The organism is Chryseobacterium sp. ON_d1 (assembly GCF_006829085.1).
GTDB lineage: Bacteria > Bacteroidota > Bacteroidia > Flavobacteriales > Weeksellaceae > Chryseobacterium.
On record NZ_BJTC01000003.1, the window covers coordinates 212524 to 232531 of the forward strand.

At 36.4% G+C, this 20008-nt stretch carries 21 protein-coding genes; 8 read left to right on the top strand and 13 right to left on the bottom strand.

What is annotated here, in order from left to right; all coding sequences use genetic code 11:
* Positions 1-48: 48 nt before the first annotated feature.
* On the bottom strand, positions 49-420 hold the full coding sequence (locus CRS_RS06485) for a hypothetical protein (protein WP_142723257.1): 372 nt from the start codon (positions 418-420) through the stop codon (positions 49-51).
* Positions 421-437: 17 nt separating this feature from the next.
* Positions 438-1352, bottom strand: coding sequence for an alpha/beta hydrolase (locus CRS_RS06490; protein ID WP_142723258.1), 915 nt, complete (start codon positions 1350-1352; stop codon positions 438-440).
* 265 nt (positions 1353-1617) lie between these two features.
* On the opposite strand from CRS_RS06490, the gene CRS_RS06495 reads away from it, so the two are divergent.
* Positions 1618-2169, top strand: a complete 552-nt coding sequence (locus CRS_RS06495) for a DNA-3-methyladenine glycosylase I (protein WP_142723259.1) — start codon at positions 1618-1620, stop codon at positions 2167-2169.
* A 561-nt stretch (positions 2170-2730) separates the two neighbouring features.
* On the opposite strand, the gene CRS_RS06500 is transcribed toward CRS_RS06495, so the two are convergent.
* A complete protein-coding gene (locus CRS_RS06500) occupies positions 2731-3102 on the bottom strand; it encodes a helix-turn-helix domain-containing protein (RefSeq protein WP_142723260.1) in 372 nt (123 codons plus the stop codon).
* A gap of 91 nt (positions 3103-3193) precedes the next feature.
* Here CRS_RS06500 and CRS_RS06505 point away from each other — a divergent pair, with 91 nt between their 5' ends.
* A complete protein-coding gene (locus CRS_RS06505) occupies positions 3194-3724 on the top strand; it encodes an NAD(P)H-dependent oxidoreductase (protein ID WP_142723261.1) in 531 nt (176 codons plus the stop codon).
* 46 nt (positions 3725-3770) lie between these two features.
* Here CRS_RS06505 and CRS_RS06510 read toward each other — a convergent pair whose 3' ends face one another.
* The 6 genes from CRS_RS06510 to CRS_RS06535 all read right to left on the bottom strand — a co-directional run bounded on the left by CRS_RS06510 (position 3771) and on the right by CRS_RS06535 (position 9340).
* On the bottom strand, positions 3771-4223 hold the full coding sequence (locus CRS_RS06510; RefSeq protein ID WP_142723262.1) for a hypothetical protein: 453 nt from the start codon (positions 4221-4223) through the stop codon (positions 3771-3773).
* 37 nt (positions 4224-4260) lie between these two features.
* Complete coding sequence (locus CRS_RS06515) at positions 4261-4698, bottom strand: hypothetical protein (RefSeq protein WP_142723263.1); 438 nt, start codon at positions 4696-4698, stop codon at positions 4261-4263.
* Positions 4699-4715: 17 nt separating this feature from the next.
* Positions 4716-5186 carry a hypothetical protein gene (locus tag CRS_RS06520; RefSeq protein ID WP_142723264.1) on the bottom strand — a complete coding sequence of 157 codons (471 nt, stop codon included), beginning with the start codon at positions 5184-5186 and terminating at the stop codon, positions 4716-4718.
* A 49-nt stretch (positions 5187-5235) separates the two neighbouring features.
* The gene (locus tag CRS_RS06525) at positions 5236-6705 is read right to left on the bottom strand and encodes an FAD-binding oxidoreductase (protein WP_142723265.1); all 1470 of its coding nucleotides are present in this window, start codon (positions 6703-6705) and stop codon (positions 5236-5238) included.
* Between the two features lie 32 nt (positions 6706-6737).
* Positions 6738-8324, bottom strand: coding sequence for a patatin-like phospholipase family protein (locus tag CRS_RS06530; RefSeq protein ID WP_142723266.1), 1587 nt, complete (start codon positions 8322-8324; stop codon positions 6738-6740).
* A gap of 116 nt (positions 8325-8440) precedes the next feature.
* On the bottom strand, positions 8441-9340 hold the full coding sequence (locus CRS_RS06535; RefSeq protein WP_142723267.1) for a CorA family divalent cation transporter: 900 nt from the start codon (positions 9338-9340) through the stop codon (positions 8441-8443).
* Between the two features lie 73 nt (positions 9341-9413).
* On the opposite strand from CRS_RS06535, the gene CRS_RS06540 reads away from it, so the two are divergent.
* A complete protein-coding gene (locus CRS_RS06540; protein WP_142723268.1) occupies positions 9414-10436 on the top strand; it encodes a 3-oxoacyl-ACP synthase III family protein in 1023 nt (340 codons plus the stop codon).
* A 160-nt stretch (positions 10437-10596) separates the two neighbouring features.
* Here the strand turns inward: CRS_RS06540 and CRS_RS06545 are convergent, their stop codons facing one another.
* The gene (locus tag CRS_RS06545) at positions 10597-11757 is read right to left on the bottom strand and encodes a thioredoxin family protein (RefSeq protein WP_142723269.1); all 1161 of its coding nucleotides are present in this window, start codon (positions 11755-11757) and stop codon (positions 10597-10599) included.
* Positions 11758-12057: 300 nt separating this feature from the next.
* On the opposite strand from CRS_RS06545, the gene CRS_RS06550 reads away from it, so the two are divergent.
* The gene (locus CRS_RS06550) at positions 12058-13686 is read left to right on the top strand and encodes an AraC family transcriptional regulator (protein WP_172617013.1); all 1629 of its coding nucleotides are present in this window, start codon (positions 12058-12060) and stop codon (positions 13684-13686) included.
* A 318-nt stretch (positions 13687-14004) separates the two neighbouring features.
* Here CRS_RS06550 and CRS_RS06555 read toward each other — a convergent pair whose 3' ends face one another.
* From CRS_RS06555 to pruA, 3 genes are all read right to left on the bottom strand, one after another.
* The gene (locus CRS_RS06555) at positions 14005-14214 is read right to left on the bottom strand and encodes a hypothetical protein (protein WP_142723271.1); all 210 of its coding nucleotides are present in this window, start codon (positions 14212-14214) and stop codon (positions 14005-14007) included.
* Between the two features lie 342 nt (positions 14215-14556).
* Entirely contained in the window at positions 14557-14778 is a 222-nt protein-coding gene (locus tag CRS_RS06560; RefSeq protein ID WP_142723272.1) for a cytochrome C551, read from the bottom strand.
* 270 nt (positions 14779-15048) lie between these two features.
* Entirely contained in the window at positions 15049-16674 is a 1626-nt protein-coding gene (gene pruA / locus CRS_RS06565) for an L-glutamate gamma-semialdehyde dehydrogenase (RefSeq protein ID WP_142723273.1), read from the bottom strand.
* A 406-nt stretch (positions 16675-17080) separates the two neighbouring features.
* On the opposite strand from pruA, the gene CRS_RS06570 reads away from it, so the two are divergent.
* The 4 genes from CRS_RS06570 to ureC all read left to right on the top strand — a co-directional run bounded on the left by CRS_RS06570 (position 17081) and on the right by ureC (position 20008).
* Complete coding sequence (locus CRS_RS06570; protein WP_002977651.1) at positions 17081-17446, top strand: hypothetical protein; 366 nt, start codon at positions 17081-17083, stop codon at positions 17444-17446.
* A gap of 156 nt (positions 17447-17602) precedes the next feature.
* Complete coding sequence (ureA, locus tag CRS_RS06575; protein WP_002977652.1) at positions 17603-17905, top strand: urease subunit gamma; 303 nt, start codon at positions 17603-17605, stop codon at positions 17903-17905.
* An 11-nt stretch (positions 17906-17916) separates the two neighbouring features.
* Complete coding sequence (gene ureB / locus CRS_RS06580) at positions 17917-18285, top strand: urease subunit beta (RefSeq protein ID WP_068944101.1); 369 nt, start codon at positions 17917-17919, stop codon at positions 18283-18285.
* A 1-nt stretch (position 18286) separates the two neighbouring features.
* A complete protein-coding gene (gene ureC, locus CRS_RS06585; RefSeq protein WP_142723274.1) occupies positions 18287-20008 on the top strand; it encodes an urease subunit alpha in 1722 nt (573 codons plus the stop codon).

Consider the following 20008-nt stretch of genomic DNA (forward strand, 5'->3'; position numbering starts at 1 on the left):
TGAAATTAATATTGTATTGTAAAAAACTGATGACGGATTAAAAAGTTTTTAAGCCAGATTTAATTTCAGTCTTTTAAATAAGATATATTTTGGTGGACTATTTCCTGTAGCATGTCCCGAATACTTATTAAAAAAGATACTTTCTTTTCCTGTAATTTTTGAAATTACAATGGAACTCAAAAATGAGGCCCTGTACTTTACTTCAGCTTTTGAAAGAGATGTTTTTGAAGAGACGATCGAAGTATCACAGTTTAATGAAACTCCAGTTGTTGTTCTTACTTTATTTAAGCCGCTGATGTATTCAATATCAAAGAGATCAAGAACATCTCTTTTTACAGAACATGGTGATAATGAAAACACCAATATGAGCATCATAATGACGGCTTTATAAGTCTTCGTATGGGTCTTGGTGTTTGACATTAATACAAAACTACACTTTATTTTAATTTTAACTGAATAAACTGTAAAAATTCATTCTGCTGATCCACAAATAAATAATGCGAACAGTTATCTATAATCCTGAAATTTTTCTTTCCGACAGTATTTTTAAGATCATTCAGCTGTTTTTCTGAAAATATGCCATCATTTTTACCATATAGGGCAAAAATGGGAATTCCTTTTTTGCGGATGTCCTTTAAAACAGCGGTATTATCAAGATTGTTTAAAGGTTCATTTTGATAGAATTTAAGAGGGGAGCTTGGGTTTCTTATATTGTTTTTATAAAATTCTCCTGCTGCATATTCTTTTCTCAGCATTTCACTTTCGGGAGTAGGGGTCGGCATGTCAAAGAAACCAAGCTTACCAGCCATTTCATAACATCTTTTTCTGTAGGCTGCGGAATTTTTATCCAGATTTTCTATTTCAGAAATCTCTTTAAGCTGAGACGGATCATTTTTAAAATGTTCTTTTGCATTTTGAAGAATATGATCATAAGTTTCCTGCTGGGTAAATAAAGCGCCTGCAAGAGTAAGAGATTGTACTTTTTCTGGAAACTGTGCTGCGAAGAGGGTTCCTATAATTCCACCGAAGCTATGGGCAAGAATGTTGGCTTTTTTAATATGATATGTTGTGTAAATACCTTTTAAATCCTCAAAACTTTCTTTAAAAGTCATAGTCGCATTTTCATCTTTGGATCGGCCTTCACCACGCCTGTCATATACAATTACATAAAACCCTTTGTCAGCGAGTTTCTGAGCTGTGGTTCCTTCAAATAATGTTGCATTTCCACTTGGTCCGCCATGAATAAAAATGACTGGAGGATCTGTCGGATTTCCATAGGCTTTAGAATAGATAGTCTGAGCGTGTACTGAAATTAAGAATAAAGAAAATAGAAGAGAAAACAGTGATTTCATGGCTGATATTTGAGATTGCTAATCTAGTTAATATTTCTGAAGTATTGAGGGAAATTGTTGATTGAGAATGTTGTAAACCATCGTAGTTTTCAGAATAATTAAGATTAGGTATCTATTTATTAAAAGACTTTGAAAGATTTTTCATACTCAAAAAGCTCTCACCTTTCAGCCTCCATCTTCCTTTCTTCAAAAATAAATCCTACTGACTAACAGTTGTCACAACCTTGTCTTATCTTTACCCCGATAAACTAAAACATATACTTCAATGAGTTATTGCTTAGCCATAGACGGAATGCAGCCTGAAAGCAGAAAAGAATTACATAAAAACTACCATGATAATTATTATGGATTTCCTATTCATGATGATAATGAATTGTTTGGAAGACTGATTCTGGAAATCAACCAGGCAGGTTTAAGCTGGGAAACGGTTTTAAAGAAAGAAGAAAGTTTCAGAAAAGCATATGACAATTTTGATATTAAAAAAATAGCATCCTATACGGAGGAAGATCGTGAAAGGCTTTTAAGCGATAGTGGAATTATCCGAAACAGGCTAAAAGTAAATGCCGCGATTGAAAATGCCAAAACGATTATCGGGCTGCAGCAAGAATTTGGTTCATTTGAAAAATGGCTGGAACATCATCATCCAAAAACTTTACAGGAGTGGATGAAACTTTTTAAGAAAACATTCAAATTTACAGGCGGAGAGATTGTGAACGAATTTCTCATGAGCACAGGCTATTTGAAAGGATCACATCATGAAACCTGTCCCATTTATGAAAAAGTATTGGAGCAGAATCCTATGTGGTTGAAGAAGTAAATCTTTTTTAACAATATTCTTAATCGAAAAGAGTATTCAGACGTTTAGAATACTTTATCCATCATATATAAAGTATAATATGTATTTCTTTTCAAAACCAGTAATCAGAAAAGCGGTTGAGTGCACTCCAAATCCATCAGTGGAATAGCCATCGATTATAAATTGTTCTATGGTTTTAAGTTGTGTAACTGTTGCTAAGGCATGGTAAAATGAATTTGTTTTATCTTCCTTCCATGCAGAGTCTAAGTTTCTAGAAGCCCAACAATCACCGCTAAATAGCCAATGGGAAAGGATTTTTGTCTTAAAATTATTATAATCTTCAATAGGAGCTAACTCAATGTTTGCTTTTTTTGACGGAAAAATTAATTCTCTGAACCGTTCAATTTCGTTTTCTGATTTTTCAAGTTCCCGAATATCAAAAATACATCATAGATTGGAGTCAGGCATGTTTAACTGGCCATAGGTGTGCAGCATTCCTTTTAGGTATTCCAATGATAATGGATCACTCATATGTTTTTGGATTATGGTTAAAAATAGTTTCTAAATAAAAGCTTTTTTTAACTAAGATATCTCCTTTTCTAAAAGTTGTCTATGTTCTATTCCCCATTTTTCAAACTCCAGAATAATCGGTTTCAGTTTGTAACCTATTTCTGTAAGCTCATATTCTACCCTTGGTGGCACTTCAGCATAGACTGTTCGGGTAATGATTTTATCCTCTTCCAGTCTGCGGAGCTGTAGGGTAAGCATTCGTTCAGTGATATTCTGAAGCTTTTTTTTAAGCGCTCCAAATCTCATCTTTCCATTGATCAGATAACAACATATTGCCAATGCCCATTGACCTCCGATAATATTGGAAGCATAGATTTCCGGGCACTCATCAGCAAGCGCTTTTTTATTGGCAAAATTGGTTGAAGTTTCCTTTATTTTAGTCATTACTTACATTTTTTATAGTACCATACAATGGGTTGCTAATGTACGAAATGTAAGTTATGCATCGTAATTTTGTATCAGAAATTTAAACATAATGAAGACCTTAGTCATTGTAACACACCCTGATATTGAAAAATCAGCGATCAATAAAAAATGGATTGACGAGTTAAAAAAATATCCTGAAAAATATACGGTTCATCAATTATACGAAGCTTATCCCGATGGAAAAATCAATGTGGCAGAAGAGCAAAAACTGATGGAATCTTATGATAAGATTGTATTTCAGTTTCCATTTTACTGGTTCAGCAGCCCGCCGCTTTTAAAACAGTGGCTGGATGAGGTGGTTTTGTATGGATGGGCATATGGAAGCAATAGCGGTTTCAAGCTGGCCGGAAAGAAAATGTCATTGGCTGTTACCGCAGGAATCGATGAAGAAGGATACAGCGCATCCGGAGAGTATAAATATACCATGAAGGAACTTTTCAGACCTTATGAACTGACTTTTGATTATATAAAAGCAGATTACAAGGAACCATTCGTCTACTACGGCATCGAAAGAGATTCTTCCGATGAGTGGATTGAAAGAAGTGTTCCTATGTATCTGGAGTTCCTGGATAATTTATAATATTACGAAAAGTAAAGTTGGACTCATTTATTAAAATGAGTTCAGCTTACTTTTGAATATATTCAAATGGTTCAATATTCCAGTCCTGAACATATTTCTTTATGGTATTACTATCAATATTAAAAGGCACATCCTGATATTTCCACCCCTTAGCGGGAATCTTTAAATCTATGAGGTAATTCTCAATAGAATAAATACCAAGAACTTTGGCATTTTTAGGTATAACAGAATCAAAAATAACAAGAAATTTTTCTCCTTTTTTATAAGAACAATCTGTAGTTTTAAAGTATATCTTATGATTAACCTGATATTTGTAATCTGTTCCTACACCATTGTTGTTCTTTTGATGCCAGTCAGTAATAGCCTCTCCAATGGTGTATTTAGGGGTTTTGAGCATTTTTTTTACCCATACATTCTCGTCTAATATGCAGAATATGATAAATCCTAAAGTGAGTATTGAAAGAATAATATGATATTTTTCTAACACAAATTTTTTCATGCTCCAGTCCTATATTTCTTATTGAACTTCTGCAGATCTACCGCCTGCTCCTGAAAATACTCTTTAAATTTATCTGAAAGATTTTGTCTTTAAATTTTACAAGGGTATATCCACTATCAATCGCAATAATTTCTAAAATACTTTCCTGTATTAAAAAATGATTAGGTTCCCAAACGATGGAATCTTCAGCAGATAATTTAGCGATTAATGAAGTATCTGGTACTATATTATTTGGAACAGCGGATATGATTCCCCAAATCATCTGAGTATTGCTTTGATATAGCTTTTCAAATTCCGGATTATCCAAAACAAAAAAATTTTCATCAAAATTAATGGGAAGCGGTTGTTCAGAAATAAAGTCCAGATCTGTCACAATCCAGCGATAATTAATAAGATAGTCCCACACAGGCTTTAAAACCTCGTTTAGATTCGTATGGAATAGTATTTTTTTTGTACTTCTGATGATCCAGTTCATTTTTCTAATTTAAATCTTTATTCCCATCCGGGACCGTTTTTTTGGCTGCAGTGCCCACTAATGGTTGTGTGAGAATATTCTTCAGGGGGAACTCCCTGTATAGAAAACTGATACATTTCATAGAAACATTCAAAGTATTCAATACTCAGATCAGAATAGTTCTCCAGTTCAGGATTGTGAAGGTTTTTCCTTCCGTTTTCAATTGCTTTCCAGAACAACTTCTGGTTTTCTTCTGTGAGGCTTCTCGTATCCAGGCTTCTATTGATCCACTTACCTGTAGTTTCCTGATAAAAGCCATACCCTGATTCTGCTCTCTGGTCATCATCTTCCTCCTCCAAAGGGATTTGAAGGGTAAGCCACCCAGCAAGAGGCTTACCATTTTCGAGAAGGTATAATTCTTTAATGACTATCTGTATAATACCGTCATATACTGTCCATCTTCTGGAAAAGGTGGCTCCATCTTTAAAAGTAATAAAACAACTGGCCATTATTCTACATTTAAAATTGAAAACTTTGTTAATTTTTCTTCCTTCTTAGCTATTTGTAATGTTGATAAAATTTATTATCAAAGATCTCAGAAGGATCATATTTTCTTTTCAGCTCAAAAAAAGATGCTGCCTGCGGATATACCTTTCTCATTTTCTCTCTGTCAATATGAAGACGGTAAGGTAAATAGAAAGTTCCTTCATTTTTTAATGTAATATCAACAAGTTTATTGGTTAATATTTTCATGGCCTCTTCCTGCTTGTCTGTCTTTTTTTGATTGAATAAAAATACAAATCCAAATACATCTTCTCTTGCATAGTTCATATAGCTGTCTTCATCCTTTTTCACGGCGCGGATGGTAATATTAAGCAGATCTAAACCAGATTTTTTCAAAACAGGTTTTATTTCTTTAATAAACTGACTGAAATTTCTCTCCGGAATAAAATATTCCTGCAAAAGATCTGTAGAATGAGGGTCTTTATTTTCGATGAGTGAAACATGGTCATTTAACAGTTCATTTCTGGAATACACTGCATTTTTGGTCACCTTGTTCATTCCGGTTTCGAGGTCCCAGCGAAGTCTTTTTCCATATTCACTGTTTACTGTGCTTCGGAAAACCAAACGTTTTGTTTCCTCATTTTTAGCATTCTGAAGGGAAAGCGGTAATGGTTTTTCATTGGCTTTCTCAAAATAACTGATGGTTGCTTCCTCTAGGAATCGTTTATCTGATATTCTCAGTCTTCCAAAAACCAGATTGACATCAGGATTTTCTGAAATGAATTTCTTATAATAATTCGGATACTGATCAGCACTTAAACGGATATATTTATATTGAAGAGCAATATTGTCAACTACTTTTAATCTGACATCAAGAATAATCCCGAAAAGGCCATAGCCGCCAATTACCAGTTTGAAAAGTTCGGAATTTTCTTCTCTGCTGCAATTGACAATGGTTCCATGCTGATCCATCAGTGTGAAGGAAACTACACTGGAAGATACAGGAGGAAGATTTTTTTGCCACCCATGTCCGTTGACGCTGATGGATCCGCCTACAGAGAAAGAACTGAAAGCCTGCATCACAGCAATAGATTTCCCGTGTTTGTCCAGATACCTGATGGCTTCTTCCCAAAGTGCACCAGAACCGATGGTCAGAATATTGTTCTTTGTATCAAGTTCCATATGTTTATAGGGAAGCATATTCAGGAGAATACCATTAGGGTAGATGGTATGTCCGCCCATACTGTGCCGGGCCCCGGCAATAGAGATTTTTAAATTCTTTTCCTTCGAGTATTGTATGATCTGGCGAAGCTGGTTTTCAATTTCAGATTTTGAAGCCGGAACATGGATCAGCGTATCGATTTTCGTTAAATTCAGCTGACTGGCATCATTGGTATACCCTTCAGGAATTTCGGCTTTAATGCCAGATTCACTCCACTTGGTCTTGAGAACATGAATAACAGGAATTGAAATAAAAATAAGGATCATAACAATCCCCAGAATAAAAAAATGTCTCTTTTTCATGGATATTTAAATAGCTAAAATACTAAAAATCTTTACCCCACCGTAGGCGTATCCTCTTCTTTTAGTATTTTTTTATCCTTCATCGTAAGCATCATTCTTTCATATTTGTACTTTTCCCAGTCAAATGTATTGAGAAAATCAAGGGCAGCCTGGAAGCCCCTATTGAACAGTTCTTCTTTTTCTTCTCTCTTCATAAAAAAGTTAAGCCAGCTGCTTGTTCCGCAATTAACGCTTTGTATGCTGTATAATTTATAAAAGGTATGTTTGGTAAGAAATGTCTTGTCATTAAATCCTTTCAGGGTGCTGATGATATTTCCGGCATAGCTGAAGGGGGTTTTAAGAATTTCCTCACTGGTTTTCCCTTTTTCTGAAAGAATAGCAGAATCACTGGTCAGCTGTACTCCAAAAAGAGGCATTCTCGGATAAAAAACTTCATCCGCATGAAACAGATCAATGGGAAAATTGGAAATACTGCCCCCATCAATGAAAACGCCTGCAGGATTGATATCTTCAGGTTGGGTGTTCATCCAGTATCTCCAGGCATATTTTACAGAATCATCTTCCTTATTGATTTGTTTCTGGAAAGGCTCAAAGAAAAATGGAACGGCCATAGAAGCTCTTACAAATTCAGCAGGACTGATGTGTTTCAGTTCTTCTTCAGACCAGTAGAGATTGGCCATGGTGGGAAGCTCCACTTTAATTTTGGCATTGATATCCGTGGTAATAACTACATATTCTGACTTAAGGAGGTAAAACGGATTGTTTTTATAATAATCGTTATTGGCAGAACTTTCATAGAAAATTTTGTATCGGGTCTGATCAATATGTTCCTGGTTTTTGGTTTTAATCTTTTCGATACTTTGCAGGGCCATCAGATAATATTCCTGCCCGTTTCCATACCGGTAGTTGAGATTGAGTTCTCTTTCTTTCTGGATGAATTTTTTATTGAGATGGGCAACCGTTTTTATTCCGAATTGATCCAGGGCATTCTGCATCGTATTCTGAAATACATTTCCGGGATTCAGCCCGCTGTTTTCTTTTCTGAAATTGTTGTAAAGCTTTTGGATGCAGAAAAACAGGATTACCGCCGGAATCAGTGGAATCAGAAACATCAGTTTGGCATTCAGAATCGTGGTTGAGGTCGTAAGAAAAGGAATGCTGATCAGAATCATAAAAAGAATTACGGCAATAACAGCATTGATCTTAAAAAAATCCTTATTGTTAAGCATCGCATGGAGCGTCGTTTTCACATAGGTCTTCCCATCTATAAAATCTGAAAAATCCCAGCTGAAAAGAATATCTTTGATCAGCTCGCTTTTAGATTCTTCTTTGGTTTTGCAGGCTGCAATGAGCATGGTATTAATAGCTCCGGCACTTGTTCCTGCCACTTTGAGAAAACGGATACCGAATATTTCCAGTCCGTACAGATAACCTACCAGCGCACTTCCCCAGACACCGCCACCTTCCTGTACAAACTCTACATACTGATTGCCGGACTGGTCCAGCAGGTCAGAGAATTCTTTGGCTGCTATATTCCCGTGTAAGGCTAGCAGTTTATCTTTGGATGCCTGCGAAAGGGAACGATCTTCCAGGATTTTGTTGAGGTTTTCAGGAGCCATGGTATTTTGTTTTGATGGGTGTCGTTATTGTGAACTGAGGTGAAGTAATCTCTGGTATCAAATAGTCAACCAGTTTCATATTTATCGAAGATAAAATTTCACGTTCGAAAAATGATTTACCACTGTCTTCGTCTCACATAAATAAAAGTACTGATCACGACCGTGGCCATGACGCCAAGTGTTATAAAATATCCGTGTTTATGATGAAGCTCTGGCATGTTTTCAAAATTCATCCCATAAACCCCGGCAATAAAAGTGATCGGTAAAAAGTATACCGAATAAATAGCCAATACCTTCATGACCTGGTTGGCCTTTTGATCTGAAAGTGCCAGGAACATGGAAATAAGGTTGGTAATCTGAATATTCAGATGGTCAAAGTCGGCCACTACATCTTTATGCTTATCCTTTAAATCGACAATTTCGGAGTCCTGTAAATTCAGCAATTTAAATTTATCAATAGCGTCTGTAGAAATAACCAAAACCCGTGAATTGAGCCCCGACTTTCTTTTCAGCTTGTAAAGGCGGCGGATCTGGCTGGTATGATTGGTATTTTTAAGGAAAATCTCATTTTCTATATTGTCCATTGTTTCGAACAGGCTTAAAGATTCATCATCAAAGCTTTTCATGATCAATAAAGTGATCATCAGCGTGATCTGCTGAGGAGTAACATCCTCCTGGATCAGAGAAACTTTTTTCTTGGTCTCGGAAATACTCCTGGTTTTCATCCTGTGGATGGTAATAATGGTGTTTTCTACCAGGAAAATTCCAATTTTGGTGCTGATATCACTGATGGTATTCAGATTCTTTCTTTCCAGCTCTGTACTTTCACGGAGTAAGAAGAATTTTACATTTCCATCTTCTTCATATTTCGGAAGGTGGTTAGGATCCATTGTATCTTCCAGGAGAAGATTATTGATTTCATATCTTTCATGAAGGAATTTCAGGTCTTCTACAGTAGGAGCCTCTACATCTACCCATTCGCACTGGGAGGTTCTGTATATCGTATCAATTGGCATAAAGTAAAAATACTAATATTTTGAAAAACTATGTGTTAAATAAGTTTTATCTTTGCCAAAATTAAAAAACTATATGATTAAAAGTACAATAAAAGGTGTGGGATTTTATGTTCCAGATAACGTTGTTACAAATGATGATTTAGCCAAACTAATGACTACCAATGACGAGTGGATTACGGAAAGAACAGGTATCAAAGAAAGAAGGCACAGAAAAAACAGAAATGACTCTCAGGAAACCAGTGCTTATTTAGGTTTTAAAGCCGCAGAAAAAGCGATTCAGAATGCTGGTCTTACCTCAAAAGATATCGACTATATTGTTTTTGCAACCCTTTCACCGGATTATTACTTTCCCGGGTGTGGGGTATTGCTTCAGGAGATGTTGGGATGCGATACAATTGGGGCGCTGGATGTAAGAAATCAGTGTTCGGGATTTGTATATTCTATGAGTGTGGCCAATGCATTTATCAAATCCGGAACGTATAAAAATATCCTTGTGGTAGGCGCTGAGATTCATTCTTTCGGATTAGATTTCTCTGATGAAGGAAGAGGGGTTTCGGTTATTTTCGGTGATGGAGCAGGAGCGATTGTGCTTTCTGCTACAGAAGATGAAAATGCGGGAGATATCTTAGCCGTGAATATGCATTCTGAAGGGAAATATGCAGATGAGCTTTGTACCCAGTTCCCGGGTTCAAAATTCGGATGGAGTGACAGAATGAGAAAAGAACCCGAAAATGTAACGAACAAAGAAGTATATCCTATCATGAACGGTAACTTCGTGTTCAAGCATGCGGTGACAAGATTCCCGGAAACCATGATGGAAGCATTGAACAAAGCAGGAAAAACCATTGAAGATCTGGATATGTTCATTCCACATCAGGCCAACCTTAGAATTGCTCAGTTTGTACAGGAAAAATTCGGATTGCCGAACGAGAAAGTCTTCAATAATATTCAGAGATACGGAAATACAACAGCGGCTTCTATTCCAATTGCTTTAAGTGAAGCGATTGAGCAGGGAAAAATCAAAAGAGGAGACCTTGTCCTTCTTTCTGCTTTCGGAAGTGGATTTACATGGGGTAGTGTTCTTTTTGAATACTAAGAGAAGCTTTATTTTCATTTATACCACAACTGAAGAGCTCAATTCCCATCCTTTGGAGGGGTGGCAGAAATTCAAAGAATTTATGACGGGTAGTTTTATACATCATAAAAAAACGCAGAACTCTGTTCTGCGTTTTTTTATTTTAGACCTTAATAATCAATTAAAGGCTTTTCAATAATTTTTCTGTATCGGAAGAATCCTGTCCTGTGCTTTTGGCCAGTTCAATAGATTTCTCTGCCCATATCTTTGCATTTTTCTTATCACCTACTTTATTATAAAGATTGGCTAAAGTATCAGTATTGGCAAAGTTCTGATCTTTCTTTACAGATTCCTGTGCCCATGCGATAGCTTTTTCCAGAGAAGCTTTGTTATTTACATTTTCAAAGAAATTCCATGCCAGAGAATTCAGTTCTTCGGAACCTGCTGCAGAATAATCTTTGTAAAGGTCAAGAATTAATTTTTCATACTCAGGAATATCTTTATTCTTCAAAGCCCTGTTGGCTTTCATTCTTTTTAAGATCTTATCAGCCTCTTCTTTGCTCAGGAATTTCTGAGCTTCAGCCATAAAATAGCTGTCATCCCATTTTTTTGTATCCGGATTATAGGCCTTTTTAGAAACGGTATTCAGCTTGATATTTTTATTGAACTTCTCATATTTGTCTTCAGGGAAAAATTTAATGATATCTGCTTTTTTGTCCTGGAAAATTTTGTACAGAGGACTGTCTGTAGTCTGAACACCTGAAAGAAGCATTTGAATATCTTCCTGATCTAAGCTTGATTTTTGCTGAAAGTAACGGTTCATCACTTTACCGGCAAATTCAGCATCATTATACATAGTAAGCCCGGCCAGGTTCTTTAAAAATTCAGGATCTTTTTCCCCGTTTTCAAACTGCTGTTTCAGCGAAGTCAGCCTTTTGCTTGGATCTTCAGCATCTTTTGCAAACTGGATAAAGTCTTTTTCTTCCACATATCCTAAAGTTCTGTGAACTGCCTCACCATTTCCATCAATAAACAGATAAGTAGGGAATGCTTTTACATTATATTTTTTGGCAAGCTCAATTCCTTCTCCTTTTTCCATATCAATTTTAGCATTGATAAAGTGAGAATTATAATAGTCCCCCACAGACTGAAGCGGAAAAATATTTTTCACCATTAGTTTACAAGGTCCGCACCATGAAGCATATGCGTCTATAAAGACCAGTTTTTTTTCTTTTTTTGCTTTCGCAAGGATAGAGGCAAAATTGCCCTCTTCAAATTTAATTCCCTGTGCCCATGCAAGGACTCCTATGAAAATTGAGGAAAGTATTGCTATTTTTTTCATAAAACTTTTTATTCCGTACAAATGTAATAAATATGAAGACACTGAAGCCGTTCATATTGAAAATAATTATAAGGGAATATTAGTTTTAAAACAGATATCAGTTTATATGTAAGATAATCGTTTATTATTTTGGTCTTATTATTAAAATTAATGTAAATGCATGTTTTAAGTTAAATGATTAAATTTCAATATAATATTTTAATAAAAAATAAAATATCACTAGTTTTGTAAAAAACAAAAAGACACCCAGTGAAAATAATGATGAATTATTATAAAATAAAAATAATAATTTGTTTTTTTATGTCTAAAAATCTTCTGAAATTTTTGTTTTTGCTGGTAACAGCAGTCCCCATATTTGCCCAGAAAAAAAACAGCTTTGATCTTATCTGTGAGAGAACGTCTTCTGTCATGGCCTACAAAGACTTACCCAAAGCGATCAAAACTGCTGATTCACTTTATATGTCAGCACAGACGCCGCTGGAGAAAATAAAATGTCTTATGCTTTCTTCTGAGCTTTATCATCACGCAGGTGAATTTAAAAAAGCAATATGTTACAGTGAAAATGCCCATTCAATAGCCTGCCAGATTAATAATCCGGAATGGATGGCTGCCGTGACCCGATTGCTAGCCAGGCAATATCGTCAGGTAGGACTTTATGAGAGATCAAAAAAATATATCCTAAAAGGGCTGGAAGCTTCAGCTAAGATTACTGATTTTAAGAAAAGCAATGAGACTGCCGGACTTTTAAATCAGGAAATGGCTTTCTACGAAATGGAAATGGGCAATTATTCCAATGCCATACAGTACATTGAATCTTCTCTGAAATATTTTGAAAAAATAAACACTGACAATGAAAACAGAACTGCAGCAGCTTCTTATCAGTTATTGGGAGATGTTTATTTCAGGCTTAATGATTTTACTCTTTCTGAAAACTACTACCGAAAAGCTGAAGGTCTGCTTAAAAATGGAAGTTGCACGCTGGGATTAGTTTATAACGGACTTGGAGGTATCCGTCTGAAGCAGAAAAACTGGAAAGATGCTGAAATATACCTTAAAAAAGCAGAAAAAATAGCAGATACTTCCAAAAGTCTTAAATTAAAAAAGGCAGTATATTCCAATATTAATGATTATTATGAAGGAATGGGAGATAATGATAAAGCTTCTTTATATGCCGTGAAATATGTGCATGCTTATGACAGCATCGCTGCCCGTAACCAAAGTTTTGCGATGAAAGACTATGATCATCTGAAAACTAAAGTGAATAAAAAAGGAGGACAGATGAACCTGGTAAAAAATACTGCGATTATTGTCCTGTTTACTTCATTGGTGGGTTTAGTTGCTTTCTTCAGAATAAAACAAAAAAGACAGCGCTCAAAGTTCAGAAATATCATAAGAGCTCAGCTGAATATGATCAGTAATAAAACTCATTATCCCTTTAAAAAATCTGATGATTCTGAATTTTCCAATATTTCTGTAGAAGAAATTGATGAAAAAGATCCGGAGTCAGGCCGAAGGCGAAATGATTCTTTAATGACTTCTGAAACAGAATCAAAACTGCTGGAACTTCTTGAAGATTTTGAAAAAGGGGACCTTTATAATAATAAGGGAATGTCACTTTCTTTTCTTGCCGGTGAATTGAATACCAATACAAAATACCTGTCTTATGTCATCAATCAGCATAAAAGTGCTGATTTCAAAACATATATTAACCGTTTAAGGATCAACTATATCGTGGACAAGCTGATTAATGATGAAAAGTACAGACAGTATAAAATAAGTATCCTTGCTGATGAATGCGGATTCTCTTCACACAGTAAATTTGCAGCTGTTTTCAAAGCCGTTACTGATTATTCTCCCTCGGCATATATTAAATATCTTGATTCAGAGAATCCGTCAGATAAAGATGTCCGTTTTCCGGAAAATGATTAAAAAGACGTGTTTTCTTAAACTCTATCTTACCATTTTCATGAAAATGAACAACCAATTATTTTACAGGTAACGTTTGCAGCCATATCTTTGCGACAGTTTCACGGGTTCTGACACAATCCTGCCATAGTTTATGTCTTTTATTTCGTCTTCTGAACTAAGATCATTGTAAGAGAAACTGCAATTCCCATTTTTTTAATTTTAAGGAAATATTCTCATAGGGAATATAAACCATACCTCATAATCGGGGTTGATTGCCCGGTTTTTTTTCAGTCAAGTTTTTTTAAGTGCAAATCCACAGATGTCTGTGGATTTGTGATTTTATTTGACTCTTGTACTGTCGGTTTTTGTTTTTGAGGTATCAGCTGTTGATGATGAAGGTATAGAATTGGCTACTGCAGAATCACCCATTCTGTTTCTTAAAGAATCTTTATTATGAGCCTCTTTATATTCCTCTCTTTTCTCTTTGTTTTGAGCACAGCTTCCAAGGAAAAGAAATCCAAGAACGGCTCCCATGCATAATTTTCTCATAGTAATATATTTTAATGTTTGGTGTAATCAAATATAATGATTTAATAAAAGATAAAAGATAAAAGATAAAAGATAAAAGATAAAAGATAAAAGATAAAAGATAAAAGATAAAAGATAAAAGATAAAAGATAAAAGATAAAAGATGTTCCTTTAAATATCTGGATTCAATAGGGGAGTAGCCCGCCATTAGAAATTATATGTAATCATCGGCTTTAGCCAAAACCTGGAACAAGAATCTTTTCAAATTTCATGTATATTCAACATTTCTGTTTATTGAATAAAAAAATCTGCAGCACTTTCATCTGCAGATTTTCCATTTTTAGATTGAACGTTTTATAACTACTATTTGACAGGAGACGTTGCCATAGAATCCCTTTTTATCTTGATCGTGTCAGGATTCGTCATTTTTGTAGTCATTGTATCAGTAGTGGTAGGCGGAATACTTTTTTGGGTATTTCCTACTGTTGCTGAATCACGACTACTTGTTGACATTGTCGATTCTTTGGTTCCACAGCTCACTGCAAATATTCCTATTCCAACGGCTGCTAGCAATAACTTTTTCATATTATTTTATTTTGGGGTGTGTAATAATGAAAAATCAACAATTATTCCTAATAGGGGTTTGGAAATCGTAAAATATAGGTAAAGTTTGTTAAAAGATGTTAGGTAGCAAGTAGCAGATTAGGAGTTTAAGTTTATAATTATAATCCGGAAAATACTTTATTGTCGCGATACTTTACTCTCAAACGCTCAAACTCCCAAGTGCCACAAAAAAGCCCCGAAACCGAAATTCCGAGGCTGTTAAATCATTTATCAATGATCATTTATTGTTTACTACCCTAGATATGGATATTTATAGTTTTTCGGAGAAACAAACGTTTCTTTTACGCTTCTTACAGAAACCCATCTCAGAAGATTCATTTTAGAACCTGCTTTATCATTGGTTCCTGAAGCTCTACCGCCACCAAAAGGCTGTTGTCCTACCACAGCACCGGTTGGTTTATCATTGATGTAGAAGTTACCGGAAGCATTTTCCAAAGCTTTGTAAGCTTCAGCGATTGCGTAACGGTCTTGTGAGAATACAGAACCGGTCAATGAATAAGGAGAAGTAGAATCTACCAACTTAAGCGTTTCTTTCCAGTCTTTATCTTCATATACGTAGATCGATAAGATCGGGCCAAAGATTTCCTCTACCATACTTTCATAGTGAGGATTGGTAGTTTCAATTACCGTTGGGTGCACGAACCATCCTTTAGAATCATCATATTTTCCACCGATAGCTACAGTAGCTTCACCGGAAGCGTTCGCTCTGTCAATATATCCTTTACATTTTTCGAAAGAATTTTTGTCGATTACAGCGTTTACAAAGTTAGAAGTATCTTCAGGGGAACCGATTTTGATTGTGCTCATCTGATCTTCCATTACTTTTTTCACATCAGCCCAAAGAGATTTAGGAATATAAGCTCTTGAAGCTGCAGAACATTTTTGTCCCTGATATTCGAAAGCTCCTCTTACCAATGCAGTAGCTACAGCCTCTACGTTCGCAGACGGGTGAGCAATTACAAAGTCTTTACCCCCTGTTTCTCCAACGATTCTTGGATATGTTCTGTAGTTGTGAATATTGTCACCGATCATTTTCCACATTCCCTGGAATACTTTTGTAGAACCGGTAAAGTGAAGACCTGCAAAATCAGGGTGAGCCAATACTTTCTCAGCAGTTTCTTTTCCGTCTGTAAAGATCATGTTGATAACCCCGGCAGGAAGACCCGCTTCTGTTAATACATCCATGATTACTTTTGCAGAATATACCTGCTTGTCAGATGGTTTCCAAACCACTACGTTTCCTAGCATAGCCATACAAGTTGGAAGGTTTCCTGAAATCGCAGTAAAGTTGAAAGGAGTTACTGCAAAGCAGAATCCTTCTAATGGTCTGTACTCAACACGGTTCCAGATTCCGTTGTCAGAAACCGGCTGTTCAGCATACATTTCTGTCATGAATTCTACGTTGAATCTTAGGAAGTCGATAAACTCACAAGCAGAATCAATTTCAGCCTGATGTACATTTTTAGACTGTCCGATCATGGTTGCCGCATTGATCACATCTCTGTAAGGACCCGCCAAAAGATCAGCTGCCTTTAAGAAAATTGCTGCACGCTGTTCCCAGCCCAGTTCATTCCATTCTTTTTTAGCTGCCAATGCCGCGTTGATAGCGTCATCCACATGCTGCATACCACCCTGGTAATAGAATCCGAAGTCATGAGCATGATCCTGCGGAGACTGAAGCTGCACTTTTGTATCAGTTTTTACTTCCTTTCCGTTGATGATCATTGGGATTTCTACCTTTTCAGCCCACATTTTTTTATACGTGGCAATAAGGCTTTTAACTTCCGGAGACCCCGGTTCATATGAATTCACCGGCTCGTTTACCGCTAATGGTACTTGCGAAATTGCTTTTGACATATTACGTTTTATTATTTTATTAAATTAAATAAGATGTGTATACAAATTTACGATAATTATAAGGAAAGAAAAAATACCACCTTACTTTGTGAAATAAACTTAATTGTTAATTAATCCTTAGTAGATAATATTTTTTGAGCCAATATAATTGATAATAAAACATGTATTAATCTTGTTTTTTAAATAGAAGAAAAAGATAAGGTGAATATTCATAGTTATAGGAATAAGGACAAAAAAATATTTGTCATAGTTCATAAAGAGTGCTTATGTGTTGTAAATAAAGGATTTGTGATTGAATGTTAAAAATACATAAAATTGCATTTGTTGCGATTTTGAACATTTTAAATAATTTTTTTGATAGCCGGGACTTTAAGATTGTTCTAATTTTACAGCATTATTAACAGGTATGAAAAAAAGAGTCTTATTTTTCTCTTTTGTGATATTTTTCTCAGCGTTATGTGCAGGTCTTTTTGCACATAAGGGAAAAGCTCAGCCATACTCTGATATTCTTTCAAAAATTCATCTTCTTCAGCAGAAATCCGATCAGCAGACCCATCCTGAAATGTACAGTTTTTCAGATGTGCAGGATGTTCAGGATTCCAATGACTGGGAGAAAGTGAAATTTGATTACTCAGTGCTTGCGCAGCAGTGGTTATACTATTTCTTTGCCGGCTACACTTACAGTACAAAGGTTGCGGCCGTTCAAAACCGTATTTATATTACAGCACCAAGGTACATCCTGTATCATTCCCTGCAGATTGCGGGCTGCTAATTCCTTTTTTAAATCGTAATGACTTTTATGGTTTGTATTGATGTGAATACAGATCCGTAAAAATCGTTTTTCCACTTTACATTTTTGAATATTTCTATTTGCCTTTACAAAAAGGTGAACAGGATTCTCTTTGTCCAATTTTAAATAAAAAATACTATGCACTTAACACCGAGAGAAACGGAAAAGCTTATGCTGTTTCTGGCAGGCGAACTCGCTCTGAAAAGAAAGGCAAGAGGCCTTAAATTAAACTACCCTGAATCCATAGCACTCATCAGCCACTTCCTGCTTGAAGGTGCAAGAGACGGGAAAAAAGTAGCCGAACTGATGCAGGAAGGCGCTAATCTTCTTACTAAAGAGGATGTAATGCCCGGAGTGGCAGAAATGATCCACGATGTTCAGATTGAAGCAACGTTCCCGGATGGGACGAAGCTGGTAACCGTACACAATCCCATCCGTTAATACCTATTCATATGATACCAGGAGAAATTTTTGTAAAAGAAGGTACCATTATCTGCAATGAAGGCAGAGAAACGGTAAAAATAAAAGTAACCAATACAGGAGACCGTCCTATTCAGGTAGGTTCACACTTTCATTTTTTTGAAGTTAATAAAGCGATGAGCTTTGACCGCGAAAAAGCCTTCGGAAAAAGGCTGAATATTGTAGCAAGTACTGCTGTACGTTTCGAACCGGGAGAGGAAAAAGAAGTGGAGCTGGTAGAAATAGGAGGTACCAAAAAAGCAATGGGCTTCAACAATCTTGTTGACGGACAGGTAGATTCCGAAGACCAGAAAAAAGCAAGCCTTGCAAAAGTTGAGGAATTAAACTTTAAAAATCATTAAAATGAGCTTACACGTAGACAGAAAACAATACGCTAATATATTAGGTCCTACAGCCGGAGATAAAATCAGGCTGGGTGATACTGAAATTATCATTGAAATCGAAAAAGATTTCACCCACTACGGAGATGAAGCCGTTTTCGGAGGAGGTAAAACGGTCCGTGATGGGATGGGACAGAATGTTACCGCCAAAAGAGACGAAGGCGTTCTGGACCTTTGCATCACCGGAGCTGTAATTATAGACCACTGGGGAATTGTAAAAGGAGATATCGGGATTAAAGATGGTAAGATTGTAGGAATCGGAAAAGCAGGAAATCCTGATACAATGGATGGTGTATCACCCAATATGATTATCGGGGCATCAACGGAAGTTCATGGAGGAAAGGGTTATATCGTAACGGCTGGAGGCATTGATACTCACATTCACTACATCTGCCCTCAGCAGATCGAAACATCTCTTTACAGCGGAATTACCACAATGATTGGTGGTGGTACAGGCCCAAATGACGGAACCAATGCTACCACAGTAACTCCCGGGAGATTCAACATGCAGAAAATGCTTGAAGCAGCAGAAGAATATCCTATGAATCTTGGTTTCTTCGGAAAAGGAAACTGCTCGGCAGAAGAACCTATTGAAGAACAGGTAGAAGCAGGTGCTTTGGGAGTAAAAATTCACGAAGACTGGGGAGCGACTCCTGCCACCATTGATGCCGCACTGAAAGTTGCAGATAAATATGACGTTCAGGTGGCCATCCACACTGATACTCTGAATGAAGGAGGATTTCTTGAAGATACGATGAGAGCAATCAACGGAAGAGTAATCCACACCTTCCACACCGAAGGGGCAGGTGGAGGTCACGCACCGGATATCATTAAAGCAGCCATGTATCCCAATGTATTGCCGGCTTCTACAAATCCTACACGTCCTTACACGGTCAATACAATTGATGAACACCTGGATATGCTGATGGTTTGTCACCACCTAAGTAAGAACATTCCTGAAGATGTGGCGTTTGCAGACTCACGTATCCGTCCGGAAACCATTGCAGCAGAAGATATTCTTCATGACATGGGAGTTTTCAGTATTATGAGTTCAGACTCTCAGGCGATGGGAAGACCGGGAGAAGTGATCACCAGAACATGGCAGACTGCAAGCAAAATGAAAGAGCAGAGAGGTGCCTTGGATGAAGATCAGAATGCAGATAATGATAATTACCGTGTCAAAAGATACGTGGCCAAATATACCATCAACCCGGCCATTGCCCATGGTATTTCAGAATATGTGGGATCTGTTGAAAAAGGAAAATTAGCTGATTTAGTAATCTGGAAGCCTGCATTATTTGGAGTAAAACCGGAAATGATCGTAAAAGGCGGATTTGTAATCGCTGCTAAAATGGGAGATCCAAACGCGTCCATACCCACACCTCAACCGATTATTTACAGAAATATGTTCGGAGCCCACGGAAAAGCTAAGTTCGGGACTTGTGCCAACTTCGTTTCCCAAATCTCTATTGATAACGGAACAATTGCTTCTTACAAGCTGGAAAAAATGATTCTTCCGGTGAAAAACTGTAGAAATATTTCCAAAAAAGACCTTATTCATAATGATAAGACACCTTTAATTGAAGTGAATCCTGAAAACTATAAAGTAACGGTAGATGGAGAATACATCACTTGTGAACCTGCGGAAACACTTCCTTTAACACAGTTGTATTACTTGTTCTAA

Excerpts from the sequence above, each read along its gene's own strand:
- CRS_RS06485 (WP_142723257.1), bottom strand. The coding sequence starts at position 420 with ATGTCAAACACCAAGACCCATACGAAGACTTATAAAGCCGTCATTATG.
- CRS_RS06490 (WP_142723258.1), bottom strand. The coding sequence starts at position 1,352 with ATGAAATCACTGTTTTCTCTTCTATTTTCTTTATTCTTAATTTCAGTA.
- CRS_RS06495 (WP_142723259.1), top strand. The coding sequence starts at position 1,618 with ATGAGTTATTGCTTAGCCATAGACGGAATGCAGCCTGAAAGCAGAAAA.
- CRS_RS06500 (WP_142723260.1), bottom strand. The coding sequence starts at position 3,102 with ATGACTAAAATAAAGGAAACTTCAACCAATTTTGCCAATAAAAAAGCG.
- CRS_RS06505 (WP_142723261.1), top strand. The coding sequence starts at position 3,194 with ATGAAGACCTTAGTCATTGTAACACACCCTGATATTGAAAAATCAGCG.
- CRS_RS06510 (WP_142723262.1), bottom strand. The coding sequence starts at position 4,223 with ATGAAAAAATTTGTGTTAGAAAAATATCATATTATTCTTTCAATACTC.
- CRS_RS06515 (WP_142723263.1), bottom strand. The coding sequence starts at position 4,698 with ATGAACTGGATCATCAGAAGTACAAAAAAAATACTATTCCATACGAAT.
- CRS_RS06520 (WP_142723264.1), bottom strand. The coding sequence starts at position 5,186 with ATGGCCAGTTGTTTTATTACTTTTAAAGATGGAGCCACCTTTTCCAGA.
- CRS_RS06525 (WP_142723265.1), bottom strand. The coding sequence starts at position 6,705 with ATGAAAAAGAGACATTTTTTTATTCTGGGGATTGTTATGATCCTTATT.
- CRS_RS06530 (WP_142723266.1), bottom strand. The coding sequence starts at position 8,324 with ATGGCTCCTGAAAACCTCAACAAAATCCTGGAAGATCGTTCCCTTTCG.
- CRS_RS06535 (WP_142723267.1), bottom strand. The coding sequence starts at position 9,340 with ATGCCAATTGATACGATATACAGAACCTCCCAGTGCGAATGGGTAGAT.
- CRS_RS06540 (WP_142723268.1), top strand. The coding sequence starts at position 9,414 with ATGATTAAAAGTACAATAAAAGGTGTGGGATTTTATGTTCCAGATAAC.
- CRS_RS06545 (WP_142723269.1), bottom strand. The coding sequence starts at position 11,757 with ATGAAAAAAATAGCAATACTTTCCTCAATTTTCATAGGAGTCCTTGCA.
- CRS_RS06550 (WP_172617013.1), top strand. The coding sequence starts at position 12,058 with ATGTCTAAAAATCTTCTGAAATTTTTGTTTTTGCTGGTAACAGCAGTC.
- CRS_RS06555 (WP_142723271.1), bottom strand. The coding sequence starts at position 14,214 with ATGAGAAAATTATGCATGGGAGCCGTTCTTGGATTTCTTTTCCTTGGA.
- CRS_RS06560 (WP_142723272.1), bottom strand. The coding sequence starts at position 14,778 with ATGAAAAAGTTATTGCTAGCAGCCGTTGGAATAGGAATATTTGCAGTG.
- pruA (WP_142723273.1), bottom strand. The coding sequence starts at position 16,674 with ATGTCAAAAGCAATTTCGCAAGTACCATTAGCGGTAAACGAGCCGGTG.
- CRS_RS06570 (WP_002977651.1), top strand. The coding sequence starts at position 17,081 with ATGAAAAAAAGAGTCTTATTTTTCTCTTTTGTGATATTTTTCTCAGCG.
- ureA (WP_002977652.1), top strand. The coding sequence starts at position 17,603 with ATGCACTTAACACCGAGAGAAACGGAAAAGCTTATGCTGTTTCTGGCA.
- ureB (WP_068944101.1), top strand. The coding sequence starts at position 17,917 with ATGATACCAGGAGAAATTTTTGTAAAAGAAGGTACCATTATCTGCAAT.
- ureC (WP_142723274.1), top strand. The coding sequence starts at position 18,287 with ATGAGCTTACACGTAGACAGAAAACAATACGCTAATATATTAGGTCCT.